The 12,163-nt window shown below is 67.5% G+C and carries 13 protein-coding genes; 8 read left to right on the forward strand and 5 right to left on the reverse strand.

The window, feature by feature from the left end; all coding sequences use genetic code 11:
• The first annotated feature begins 340 nt into the window (after positions 1–340).
• A complete protein-coding gene (gene paaK, locus GWI24_RS30280; protein WP_210949073.1) occupies positions 341–1,648 on the forward strand; it encodes a phenylacetate--CoA ligase PaaK in 1,308 nt (435 codons plus the stop codon).
• A 112-nt stretch (positions 1,649–1,760) separates the two neighbouring features.
• On the opposite strand, the gene GWI24_RS30285 is transcribed toward paaK, so the two are convergent.
• From GWI24_RS30285 to GWI24_RS30295, 3 genes are all read right to left on the reverse strand, one after another.
• Positions 1,761–2,630, reverse strand: a complete 870-nt coding sequence (locus GWI24_RS30285) for a 1-acyl-sn-glycerol-3-phosphate acyltransferase (protein ID WP_210949074.1) — start codon at positions 2,628–2,630, stop codon at positions 1,761–1,763.
• Complete coding sequence (locus tag GWI24_RS30290; protein ID WP_210949075.1) at positions 2,627–3,382, reverse strand: GNAT family N-acetyltransferase; 756 nt, start codon at positions 3,380–3,382, stop codon at positions 2,627–2,629. Before GWI24_RS30290 ends, GWI24_RS30285 begins: the two co-directional genes overlap by 4 nt.
• Before the next feature lie 202 nt (positions 3,383–3,584).
• The gene (locus tag GWI24_RS30295) at positions 3,585–4,268 is read right to left on the reverse strand and encodes a peptide deformylase (RefSeq protein WP_210949076.1); all 684 of its coding nucleotides are present in this window, start codon (positions 4,266–4,268) and stop codon (positions 3,585–3,587) included.
• 335 nt (positions 4,269–4,603) lie between these two features.
• Here GWI24_RS30295 and GWI24_RS46645 point away from each other — a divergent pair, with 335 nt between their 5' ends.
• The 5 genes from GWI24_RS46645 (at position 4,604) to GWI24_RS30315 (ending at position 7,959) form a co-directional block, all read left to right on the forward strand.
• The gene (locus tag GWI24_RS46645) at positions 4,604–5,485 is read left to right on the forward strand and encodes a recombinase family protein (RefSeq protein ID WP_308344136.1); all 882 of its coding nucleotides are present in this window, start codon (positions 4,604–4,606) and stop codon (positions 5,483–5,485) included.
• Positions 5,486–5,497: 12 nt separating this feature from the next.
• Positions 5,498–6,412: a recombinase zinc beta ribbon domain-containing protein gene (locus tag GWI24_RS46650; RefSeq protein WP_308344137.1), complete on the forward strand. Its 915-nt coding sequence runs from the start codon at positions 5,498–5,500 to the stop codon at positions 6,410–6,412.
• Positions 6,413–6,852: 440 nt separating this feature from the next.
• Positions 6,853–7,101: a hypothetical protein gene (locus GWI24_RS30305; protein ID WP_210949077.1), complete on the forward strand. Its 249-nt coding sequence runs from the start codon at positions 6,853–6,855 to the stop codon at positions 7,099–7,101.
• 85 nt (positions 7,102–7,186) lie between these two features.
• Positions 7,187–7,549 (forward strand): hypothetical protein, encoded by a 363-nt coding sequence (locus GWI24_RS30310; RefSeq protein WP_210949078.1) that lies wholly within the window; start codon positions 7,187–7,189, stop codon positions 7,547–7,549.
• 53 nt (positions 7,550–7,602) lie between these two features.
• Complete coding sequence (locus GWI24_RS30315) at positions 7,603–7,959, forward strand: phage major capsid protein (RefSeq protein WP_210949079.1); 357 nt, start codon at positions 7,603–7,605, stop codon at positions 7,957–7,959.
• Between the two features lie 650 nt (positions 7,960–8,609).
• On the opposite strand, the gene GWI24_RS30320 is transcribed toward GWI24_RS30315, so the two are convergent.
• A complete protein-coding gene (locus tag GWI24_RS30320) occupies positions 8,610–9,128 on the reverse strand; it encodes an NUDIX hydrolase (protein WP_210949080.1) in 519 nt (172 codons plus the stop codon).
• Complete coding sequence (locus tag GWI24_RS30325) at positions 9,125–10,513, reverse strand: helix-turn-helix transcriptional regulator (protein WP_210949081.1); 1,389 nt, start codon at positions 10,511–10,513, stop codon at positions 9,125–9,127. The genes GWI24_RS30320 and GWI24_RS30325 overlap by 4 nt, the downstream gene beginning before the upstream one ends.
• A 718-nt stretch (positions 10,514–11,231) precedes the next feature.
• Between GWI24_RS30325 and GWI24_RS30330 the strand changes: the two genes are divergently transcribed.
• Together GWI24_RS30330 and GWI24_RS30335 are read left to right on the forward strand one after the other, a co-directional pair.
• Positions 11,232–11,471: a hypothetical protein gene (locus GWI24_RS30330; protein ID WP_210949082.1), complete on the forward strand. Its 240-nt coding sequence runs from the start codon at positions 11,232–11,234 to the stop codon at positions 11,469–11,471.
• Positions 11,468–11,917, forward strand: coding sequence for a hypothetical protein (locus tag GWI24_RS30335; protein WP_210949083.1), 450 nt, complete (start codon positions 11,468–11,470; stop codon positions 11,915–11,917). The genes GWI24_RS30330 and GWI24_RS30335 overlap by 4 nt, the downstream gene beginning before the upstream one ends.
• Positions 11,918–12,163: the final 246 nt, after the last annotated feature.

The raw sequence follows: 12,163 nt of genomic DNA on the forward strand, positions 1-12,163 counted from the left end.
GCAGCCGCGACCGCCATCGCGCGCGGGCCGTGGCGGCGCGGGGCGCGGTCGGCGGTCCGGACCGGGTGCGGAGCGTCGGCGTCGGCGTCGGCGGCGTCGTACATGAAAGGCCCTCTCGCATCGTCGGTTCCGGGGTGCGGCTGCGTCCCCCGCGCCTACGGGTACGGATGGAGGGCGCCGATCGTTCACCGGCCTCGCGCCGTTCCGCGCCGTTCTCTGCCGGGCCGGGCGCGCACGGGGATGTCCGGACCCTTGACAGCCAGGTCGGATGCTGGATTACTGGACCGCGCCCGAACGGTAACCGAATGTTCGGTCGGCATCCTGAGGTGGTGGACGGCCCATGGTGGAATCGCTGAGCGCGGCTCCGCTCGACGACGCCGAGCGGATGAGCCCCGAGGAGCTGAGGGCGCTTCAGCTCACCCGGCTGCGGGCCACCTTGCGCCATGCGTACGACCATGTCGAGGTGTACCGCAAGAAGTTCCGCGAGGCCGGGGTCGGCCCCGAGGACTGCCGCACCCTGGAGGACCTGGCCCGGTTCCCCTTCACCAGCAAGGCCGATCTGCGCGACAGCTACCCCTTCGGGATGTTCGCCGTCGAGCAGAGCGAGGTGCGGCGGCTCCACGCCTCCAGCGGCACCACCGGCCGACCCACCCTGGTCGGCTACACCGAGCACGACCTTGCGGTGTGGGCGGAGGTGATCGCCCGCTCGATCCGCGCGGCCGGCGGCCGCCCCGGCCACAAGGTGCATATCTCCTACGGCTACGGCCTGTTCACCGGCGGCCTCGGCGCCCACTACGGGGCCGAGCGGCTCGGCTGCACCGTCATCCCCGCCTCCGGGGGAATGACCGCCCGGCAGGTGCGGCTCATCCAGGACCTCAGGCCCGAGATCATCATGATCACGCCCTCCTATCTGCTGACGCTCCTGGACGAGTTCGAGCGGCAGGGCGTCGATCCCCGCTCCACGTCCCTCCAGGTCGGCATATTCGGCGCCGAGCCCTGGACGGAGGAGATGCGCCGGGAGATAGAGGAACGCATGGACATCCACGCGGTGGACATCTACGGGCTCTCGGAGGTGATGGGCCCTGGGGTGGCCCAGGAGTGCGTGGAGACCAAGGACGGGCTGCACGTCTGGGAGGACCACTTCTACCCCGAGATCGTGGACCCGCTCACCGATGAGGTGCTGCCCGGCGGCGAGGAGGGGGAGCTGACCTTCACCACCCTCAGCAAGGAGGCGCTCCCCGTCATCCGCTACCGCACCCGGGATCTGACCCGGCTGCTGCCCGGCACCGCCCGCCCCGCCTTCCGGCGCATCCAGAAGATCACCGGCCGCTGTGACGACATGCTCATCGTGCGCGGGGTCAATGTCTTCCCCAGTCAGATCGAGGAGATCGTGCTGCGGGTCCCGTCGGTGGCTCCGCACTTCCAGCTCGAGCTGACCAGGCGCGGCCGGATGGACCATATGGCGGTGCGGATCGAGGCGCGCCCCGGGGTCGGCCCCGAGCGGCGCGCGGAAGCCGCCACGGCGATCGCGCGGGGCGTCAAGGACGGGGTGGGGCTCACGGTCGAGGTGGAGGTCGTGGACCCGGAGACGCTGGAGCGCTCCGTGGGCAAGATCCGCCGGGTCAAGGACCTGCGGATGGAGGGCTGAGCGGACACAAGGCCGAGCCGCCCCGGGCGCCGTCCGTGGACAGGACGGTCCCCGGGGCGCATGGGCCCGGTGTCGGCCCGAGGCCTTCTCGGCGTGCCGGCCCGACGGCTTCTCAGCGTGCCGGCCCGAGGGCGGCGACCTCGTGATGGAGGGCGTGATGGAGGGGCAGCCGCGCCCCGCACACGGTCGCCTGGGCCTGCGCCGCGACCCGGCGCCGGTCGTCGACGTCCCGCAGCGGCCGCAGCGGCCGGTGCACATTCACCCGCACCGTGAGCCCGTCGGCGCGGATCACCCGGCGCAGCGAGTGGCCGAAGTCGTCCTCGCCGACGAAGGCGGCCACCGTGGTCGGGGCGCCGTGCTGAACGTAGTCCAAGGTCACCGGGCGCACCGGCGCGCCCGCGTCCAGCGCGGCCTGGAAGGTGGCCCGCCGGAAGCTGCCGCCGGTGCCCGCACACCAGGTGATGCCCTGCGGGAAGGCCATCACCGACTGGCCGTCGCGCAGCCGGGCCGCCATCTCCCGTACGGTCGCGGGGAGTTCGCGCAGCGAGTCGCGGTCGATGTACAGCGTCCCCGCGCGGGTGACCAACGGGCCGATCAGCGGCCAGCCCGCGATCTCCCGCTTGGCCAGCATGACCACGGGCTCTATCGACAGCAGCGCGATGATGTCCAGCCAGGAGATGTGGTTCGCCACGATCAGCGTGCCGGTGGTCCCCGGGGCGCTGAGCGTGCTGTCGCCCGCCACCTCCAGCCGGATGCCCAGGGAGTCCAGCAGCGTCGCGGCACGCGCCCGCAGCGTCTCGGGCTCGGCGATCCGCCGGCCGGACACCAGTGCGCCCAGCACCGCCCGGCCGAAGACCGCGGCCCGCCGGGCGACCCGGGTGGCCGGGACGCGGTCGGCGGCATGGGCGACACAGCCGGTGGTGCACGGCGACCAGGCCGCCCAGGCGTGTGCGGGCAGGCTCATCGCGGCCGGGACGGTCACTGGGATTCACCCAGGAAGTAGCGGCGGTAGCGGTCGTTCATCCGCTCGGTGTCGAGCAGCACGAAGAAGTCGGCGTCGTTGAAGGCCCGGTCGTGCTGCGGGGAGCCGCACATCCAGGCGCCGACCCGCAGGTACCCGCGCAGCAGCGGCGGCAGATCGGCGTAGCCGGGCTCGCCGTCCAGCGGCCGCGAGGGTATCCAGGGGTCGAGCGGGTGGACCCGCATCTCCGGCGGTGCGGCGTGCTTGGTGGTGCCGAGCAGCCAGGCGTTGGCGGCGGCCTGCTCGCCCTCGGCCAGCGGCACCGAGGCGCAGCCCGCGAGATAGCGGTGGCCGGACAGCAGCACATAGCGGGCCAGACCGGCCCACATCAAGTTGATGACGGCGCCCGAGCGGTGGTTGGTCTGCACACAGGCGCGGCCGGCCTCGACCATGGACGAGCGGACCTCGGCCGGAAGCCCGTGCAGATTGAACTCGGTGTCCGAGTAGAGCCGCTCACTGCGCCCCGGGGGAAGCAGCCGGTAGGTGCCGACCACGGTGTCCGTCGCCGTGTCCGTGACGATCAGGTGGTCCATGACCTCGTCGAACTCGTCCACGTCGCGGCCGTCGACCGCCGCGTCCAGCCGCCCGCCCCTCTCCTCGCCGAACACCTGGTAGCGCAGCCGCTGCGCGGCGTGGATCTGCTCCTGGGTGTGGGCGATCGAGGTGACGTACGAGCTGGTGGGCGCCGTCGTGGACGTCGTGAGCACGGGCATTCCTGTTCTCCGTTCGAGGGAAGTCAGGAGCGGTGGGGACTGGGGAAGAGCGGAAGAAACGCCTCACTCGCCGTGCGGTACGCGGAGGCGGCGCGTACCGGGGCGTCCACCAGTCTTGCCGTGGCGACGTACGTCACAGTGTCCGTGCGGTGATTCGGCGACTGCCAGTCGATGACGAAAACATGCCGCAGGTCGGCCGTGGTTACGGAGCGGTAGCGCCGGTGCCGCCGCTGTCATCGGCGGCACCGGTGGCGCTCGGGAGCGGGAAGCCCAGTGAATGGGCGGCGGTGGCGGGGGTGGGCTGGGACCAGTAGTCGCTTACCGCCTCGGCCGAGGACAGGGAGCGGGTTTCGGCCAGATCCAGATAGAGGACGCCGTCGAGGTGGTCGGTCTCGTGCTGGACGATCCGCGCGGGCCAGCCGGTGAACTCCTCGTCCAGCTCCCGCCCCGTCTCGTCCTGCCCGCGCAGCCGGATCCGGTCCGGGCGGCCGACCACGGCCTGCCAGCCGGGGATGCTCAGACACCCCTCGAAGAACGCCGCCCGGCCGTCGCCGACCGGTTCGTAGCGGGGATTGACCAGCACCCGGTACGGCTGCGGCACCCGGCCGCGCGCCTCGCGCACCTCGGCCGTCACCTCCGCCGCGTCCTCGATCACCGCCAGCCGCAGCGGCACACCGATCTGCGGGGCCGCGAGCCCCACCCCGGGCGCGGAGTGCATGGTTTCCCGCATCGCCGTCAGCAGCCGGTCCAGCTGGTCCGCGGCCAGCTGGCCCTCGTACGGCAGGGCCGGTCGCCGGAGCACGGGGATGCCCGCGGAGAGGATCGGCAGCGGGCGGGTCCCGGAGAGCAGTTCGTCGACGAGCTCGGACAGGGTGGTGGTCGGCATGGGGGACAGCCTGGCAAGACGATCACGCCACGGCAATCCGGGGGCGGGGGCCGGGGTTCGGGCGCCTTCGCGTACGAGTGCTCACCATCGGATAAAAGGTGAACAGGGCACCGATGGGGTCCGTAGACGCTGAGGAGCCGCCGGGGAACATCCCACGCCCCCGCGGCTCGGCCGAGTCTCCCGGCTCGGCCGCTGCCGCTCCGCGGTGCTCTCCCCGTTGTGCACGCGGGGCGGCAGCCTTCCCGGCCGTAGGGGGTGTCCGGCGGAGCTTGGCGCCTGCGGCGGGCTGCTCCCCTCCCCGCCCCTTCCCGATGCTCCAGACGGGTAGTTCTGGAGTGATCGACAGTGGCGGTAACGCAGCAGGTCAAAGCAGTCTCGCACCCCTTGCGCTCCCCCCGGGGCATGGAGACGAATACGACGGCAGGGGCAGCGCCGCTGAGACGCTGCGCGGGGTCCGGTGCATCCGGCTGTCAGTGCGGACGGACGAGACCACCAGCCCGGAGCGGCAGCGGGAGGCCGACGACATAGCGGCGGCGGCGCTCGGTATCGACTTCGGTCAAGGCGGCGGGGTCCGTGAAGCTGTGGACCTGGATGTGAGCGCGTCGAAGGGCGGCCCGTTCGACCGTCCGCAACTCGGCGGATGGCTCGCCCGCCCCGACGGCTTCGACGCGCTTGTCTGGTGGCGGTTCGACCGTGCCATCCGGTCCATGGGCGACATGCACGAGCTGGCGAAGTGGGCGCGCGAGCACCGCAAGATGCTCGTGTTCGCTGAGGGGATCGGCGGGGGTCGGCTGGTGTTCGACTTCCGCAACCCCATGGACCCCATGAGCGAACTCATGATGCTCATGTTTGCCTTTGCCGCTCAGGTGGAGTCGCAGAGCATCAGTGACCGGGTGACCGGGGCACAGTCCGCCATGCGCAGGATGGCGCTGCGGTGGCGGGGTGGCGGCCGTCCCCCATACGGCTACCTGCCTGCCCCCATGCCCGCCGAACTCGGCGGGGTCGGCTGGACGCTGGTACCGGACCCGGACGCAGTAGAGGTGATTGAGCGGATCATTGCGGCGCTGGTGCCCGGGAAGTCCCCGCACGCTGTTGCGCAGATGCTCAACCGGGATGGTGTGCTGTCGCCGTCCGCGCACTGGGCAGCCCACCAGGCCCGTACGAAGAACACCACCGACGCCGAGACCGCCGAGCCTGCCAAGCGTCCCGCGCAGTGACGTTCTCAGACCATTACGAAGATCCTGACCAACCCCGCGCTGCTGGGGTGGAAGATGCACAAGGGTGCCCCCGTGCGGGATGACCAGGGCGCACCTGTCATGGCGACCGAGACCCCGATCCTCATTCGTGAGGAGTTCGACCAGGTGGCCGCGCTGCTCGCGTCCCAGTCCCGGGCCGAGGGGGCTGTGCAGCACAGCGACTCGGGCGCGCTGCTGTTGCGCGTCATCCACTGTGAGGGGTGTGGCGGGCGGATGTACCTCAACAAGTCGTCGGGTAACTACGGGTGTGCCTCCTACAAGTACGGGACGCATTGCCCGTCACCGGCCACCGTCCGCGCCACGTGGGTGGACGACTACGTCACCGACGAGTTCCTCAAGGCCGTCGGGACGGTACAGATCACCCGCGTGACGGAGATACCCGGCTACGACCCGCAGCCCGAGATAGACGCCACCCTCGCGGAGTTCGAGGAGCACCAGGCCCAGAGGGGGCGGCAGAAGTCCAACGCAGCCCTGGCAGCCTGGCAGCGCCGTGCTGATGCCCTTGACGCGCGTCTGGCTGAACTGGAGGCCCGGGAGAAGACCGAGATGCGACGCGAGGCCGTGCCCACGGGACGTACATTCGCCGACGGGTGGAACAGCGCCGACACTGCCGGGCGCCGCGCCATGCTGGTGGACGCGGGAGCACGTCTGACGGTCAAGCGCGGAACCAAGGGGGGATGGCGGACGCTCGACGTGCGACGCGTGGAGTTCACCATCAGCGGCGACCTTGACCCCGCCATCGAGGAAGCCGCCGCCGTGGCCCGTGACCTAGCAGATGAACAGCGCAACGACGCGTCCCCGGCGTCCGACAGCATGATCCAGCTCGCCGGGCCCCGGCGCGCAGCCTCCTTCCCGGTGAGCCTGCGTTCCGCCGCGAGTCGCCCATGACGCCGGAACGGTGTCTGACGAGTGACGAGTGACGAAATGACGAGGTGTTCGTATCGACTCTACGAGCCTGAACCTCGCGCTGTTTATGCACACATCCCGAACCCACCCCTCAGATTGTCACTCGTCACCGGATTCGTCACCGGTCGCCGCAGCCCGTAGGCACCCGTCGTGCTCCCCTCATAAGTGAGGGCAGTTCTTTTGCCGTGCCCCGGATGCTGCGACGTGCGCGTCATGCGTGGCGTAGTGCCTGCCCTCCGGAGTGCCCGCAGAGCACCCCGGACACCGACCCTTCTCGACTGGTGACACCGCCTCGATAGGTGGTGCACCTTCCCATGGCCCCCGCGCTTTGCGGGTGTTGCTCTCGCTGGGTCTGCGAACAGCGATGACGCACACCCCGGCGCGGGGGCCATCTGCCGTTTCCGCAGGAAGGAACCCGACCCGTGACTGACACACACGACTTGATAAACGCGCACCGCCAGCACCTCGCCACCCTGTCCGATCTCCTGGGCTTTGCAGCCGGTTGCGGACGGTGGGACATCCACGCGAAGCATGAGACACAGCGCCGGGAACTGAGCCGCACACTGCACGCCGCTGTAGGCGCCGGGCTGGACGACGGCACGCTCAGCCTTGAGGACGCAGCGCGTGCCCTGTCGCCCATCGCGAGCCTGGAGACCGCGAGTGTCTTCTGAGGTGCCCAGCGCTCCCCAGGCGGACGGTCACGCGCCGGACAGACCCGAGTACCGCCAAGAGTCCTCTACGGAGCCCACAGACACCTTGCCGAGCGGGGAGACGGACGTCAGCCCCGATCACGAAACGCGTATTGCAGAGCTGACGCAGCGTATAGCCGAGCTGGAGCGAGAGAAGGCAGACCGGGAACGTGCGGACACCATCGCGGAGCTTGCGCACCGGTACCAGTACCTGACGCCGGAACTCCTGCGCGCCTTCGGTGATATCCCGGCGGAGGAACTGGAGGAACGGGCGCTGCTTCTGAATGCCGCTATCCATGAGCGGGAAAAGCCCCGAACTCTGGGCTCGGGGGGCCTCGACCCGCACAACGCCAACGATGAGCGGCCGGCTACCTGGGCTGGTGCTTTCCGTCGCGCACGTGAGGAACGTCGCAAAGGACGATCGGGGTAACCCATCGTCAGCAACAGCCGGTATTCCGGTGGACTCTGAGAAAGGACTGATGCGTGAGTCTCTTCACCACTGCGCGCGGCGCAGAATCCATAACCCCGGATGACTTCGCAGCGCTGGTTGTGCAACCGGTACAGGCGGAATCCACGGCATTCCAGATCGCAACCCAACTGACCACCGATTCCACGCGAATGAACCTGCCGATCGTGGTGGAGGATGCCGGAGCGGCATGGGTCAGCGAAGGGAGCGAGATACCGAACGAGGACGCGCCCCTTGGCGAAGAGGTGGTAACCCCTGCCAAGGTCGCGGGTCTCACAGTTGTGTCGTTCGGCGAGCGTCTTAGGACCTTCCATCATCACGGAAGTTGCCGCGTCGCGCATCTCGCCCAAGGCGTCGGAAAGCCTGTCAAGTGATGCACCTGCGCTCTTTCTGGCCTCTTTTCCCCTCTGGCTTTCTTCATGCAGGAACGAAGATCTTTCTTTTATGTAGACAATTAGCTTTTGGGTCTCGCCGTTGAACATATTTCCCACCGAGAGAAAGTGTTTACACGCCTCTCGTCGCGCCTGACGTTTATGCAATTTTCTGGCAGAACGGGCGGACCCGAGGACGCCTCCCCTGGTCGCGACGGCACCCACTAGTGCACCCAAGATGCCCGCTAAACCCTGGTCCATAGCCCCTCCCGACCTGTGACAGAGACTCAATCGTACGTGAGGTGACACCATGCCGGGCCCGGTCCCGAAGAGGAGCGATCAGCGCCGTAGGCGCAACAAGAGCGACGCGCCCGAGGTAGTGAAGGCGCCCGGCGGGCAGGCCCCGGAGATTCCCCCGGCCGATGAGACCTGGCACCCCATCGCAGCGCGTTGGTATTCCTCGCTGGCGGAGTCCGGACAGTCCGCGTTCTACGAGGCGTCGGATTGGGCGCTGGCCGTTTACCTGGCAGAGGCCACGTCTCGCAATCTCAAGTTTGGCCGGTTCTCGATTCAGTTGCTCCAGACGACTCTATAAGGCATGACCGATGTTGCGGATAACGCCAGGATACGGCACGCGCAGCGCTTATGCGTATTCACCACCAGAGGGCGCGACCTGACTCCAGATAGCGTGGCTTTCCGGTGGCGAGTGCTTCGAGGGTCTGGGTGACCCGGTCACGTATACGTGGACGCAAAGCGGCTACTGCTTCCTCTGGCGCGAAGAAGGCGCATGCGGAGAGTTCGGAATCGTGGGGACGAAGCGCCGATGCTTCGGATGAACTCAGCTTCCCACCGTCGAATACCATGACGATCTGATCGTCCCATGGCCCGTGCGGCGGGTCCCAATCCACGGACAAGATTCCTAGTAGTCTCGGCTGAATTCCGAGTTCTTCGAGCAACTCGCGTCGAGCTGCCTCTATAGGTGCTTCATTTGCTTCTACCATGCCGCCGGGGAGATCCCAGCCTTCCTTGTAGGTAGGATTCACCAGCAGAATTCTTCCTGACTTGTCGCGCAAAATAACATCTGCGGCGACGCGCTTACGTGCTTGCTTCGCATTCCCCTCGGCGAGATATGCTTCCCATTCAGCGGTACCAGGCTCTGGGTGAGTCGTCATGGCGTTTCCCCTACAGTGTCTAGCGAGACTATACCTGCCAGTAGCAGACTTCTTTGCCGATTGACCATTAGAAGAGAGTCCAGTAGGTCAGCTACCGGGGTCTCAGTCTTGAAAGGGTGAAGAGCGTCTGTCAGGTCAGCAAGTTGCTGCGTGATACGCAGAGAACCCAAAGCGCGGCAAGATTCGAGGAGTTCAGTCCCAATCGTGCATGCTGCGTCCAAGTCACCCATCTTCGCTCTAATTACGGCCAGGGAGATTTGCCCGAATGCTCTGCTGCGCGCCCGGTCACCACTACGCATTGCAACAGCCTGCTCGGCTTTTTGAGCTGCTGCCGAATATTGGCCGAGATCTTGTAGACAAAGCACCTCTTCGCTGGCAAGAGAAGCCGTGTCGAACTCACTGATCCAGACTGATGGAGGTTCGTAGATCGGACGTGTAAGGAATTCCGCAGACGCATCGATCGCCCGACGGGAAGCGACTTCATCGCCCGTCCGAGCCAAAGCGCGGCCTTCCATGGCATGGAGTCGAGCAGTAAGCGCAGGAATGAATGGTCCGGCCTTCATGGCTTCTTGTCCGGACCGCGCAAGTGTCACGGCTTCGTGCGGGTGATTCATTTGCAGCGCCAGGTGACTCATGCTGGCCAGGATATGAGACCCCAAGGCATGGTCCGAACCAGCTTGAGCAAAGGGAAGGGCGTGCTCGAAATGCCGTCGCGCCCGCAGGTCTTGGCCCGAATCATGTGCCATCCAACCGGCCATTTCCGTTAATGCAGCAGCCGCCATAAACGTCTCCGCAGTACTGCCTACATTCTCGGTTCCGAAGATCCTAGGTGCCACGCTATTATTGAGGTAATGTGTTACGGCGCCGTAGAGATGCCCCCCGCCAAGCTGGCGATCTGCCATCCGAAACGAATCCATAGCGGCCCTGTCGCTGTTCCAGTGGCCCGGTAAAGTAAAACCCGAACTGGCTTGTGTAACGGCAAGGTGGACCGGAGGATTCGTTACCGGTAGAGAATCTGGTCTGCACTCTCCCATAGCCTCATCGCTGATGCGATCCATGCCGGTTGAATTTGGCGACCCCTCCCATGGACGAGGTGGCACGCCCAGCATGTCGCCGGGAATGCCGAAGGCGTCGGCAATACGTTCGATTACTTGTAGGCCGCGTACGCCACGGACGCCCCGGATGATGTCGCTCACGCGAGAACTCGTCATCTTGCCGATGGCGGCGGCCATATCTCCGTGGCTTGAGCCCGTACGCCTGTTGACGAGGCGGAAGATCTCTCGGAAGTTGCGGGTGGCGCATGCCCGCTGCATGGCCTCGCTCCGAAGCAGCGCGTCAGGAATCGTCAGCGGATAACCAGCACGCCGGGTCTCGCGTTCGTCCACGGAGCCACCTAGCAGGGACGGCAGTGATCTCCCCAGGGTAGCCCTGGATTCCTCGCAACGGGGTTCCCCAAAGTCACTTGCGGGGTTCCCCGTTCGCGGTTCTGTCGAGCCTCGGCTGCCTCGAAGCTCATGGGACACGTGCAGCGCGCCCAACAAGGTGCCCCCGCGACGGGCGAACGTCCGGGGGCGCGGGCCACCTGCACACCTCAGAGAAAGGACAGGCAGCCGTGCGCAAGAGTAACCACGATCACCCGAACGTGGGCACGCTGGTGCGAGATACAGCCAACGATCGCGTAGGCGTCTCCATGGGCCGGAGCGGACCGTACGCCATGCTCAGGCCCCAGCTCGGGGGCAAGGAATGGCAAGCACGCCCGGAAGACCTTCGCCCGGCATGGAGTTGCCTTGCCTGAGCGCGAAGTCTCCGAACACCCCCGCACCGCAGATATTGAGCAACTTCAGTCCGCATACCTCATGCACCGCCAGGAGTGCAAAACGTGCACGCCTGAGCGGTCGTGCGAGATGGCGCGACGGCTGGAAGAGACGCGCCGTGCGGCGGGGGCGTCATGACCGTGAAATGTGCGGATTGCGCCCGCCTGGAGCGCGAGAAGGAAACGGCGCGCAAGGCCGGAGACCTGAGCAAGGTCACCGACTGTGCCGTGTTACTCAAGCGACACCCCGACCACAGCAAGAGGAGCGCTCTCTCTGGAAGGGGGCGGGCATGAACCGGGCCACGTACCGTTTCCGTGAGTTCCTGCTCGTCCCCGACACCGAGCCTGACGCCGAAGCGCTCACGTTCGCCATGCGGTGCGCGGTGTGCGAGCAGGCCGGGGAGCCCAGCGACGATCAGGCCGCCGCGCACGCGTGGGCGACCGGCCATTTGAAAGCGAACCCGGAGCACTTCACCTATCGGGAGATCATCACCCGCCCGTGCCGGTTCGAGCCGGGAGCGTGGCAGTGACGCGAACCATCCTGAAAGGCTCGGACCTGGTGCTCAGCGCCGAACGTGCGCAGGGTGCGCCGGACGGGATCTATCTCGCCGAGTGCATGACGTGCCCCGCTGCCTCGGGGCGGGTGGACAGCGATCGCGGTCCCGTCGCGCGCTGGGCCATCCTCCACACCCAGCAACACGGGCTGAATCATGGGCAGTTCCTCGTGACCGTTGAGCGTCACTGGCGCGTAGACCCCATACGGTCCCAGGACGGACACGGCACGGCTATGCCGCCCCCGGCCCGCAGCGCCAGCCAGGCGCCCGCCACGCACCGCGCCCCCGGACGCTGGGGCGCCTGCTGGCGGCGTACCGTGGCGTGGCTGGGGCGATTCGCCGGGCCGCTGGTCCTGACCACGTTCATCGTGGCCGCCGGACTCGGCGGCTATCTCATCGGGACCGGCCAGGACACCGGCTGACCCGCTGATGACGCCCGCACGGCCGGGGACGCTCCCCCGTAGCCTCCGGCCGCGCGGGATCGGTGGCGCTCCCCACCGAACAAGCCCCGAGCCCGATGGGTAGACACGCCCACGCCGAGCGGACGCGCTTGAGGCTCCCGCCCCGGTCCGCCCCTTCGCTGGGGTGCCGCGCACCGCGCGGTAAGAGCGTCACCATCCAGCCCCGTCCCCGACTGATCACGATCGAGGGGGGGCGCTTCCGTGCCC

The organism is Streptomyces sp. MK37H (assembly GCF_018035285.1).
Lineage (GTDB): Bacteria > Actinomycetota > Actinomycetes > Streptomycetales > Streptomycetaceae > Streptomyces > Streptomyces endocoffeicus.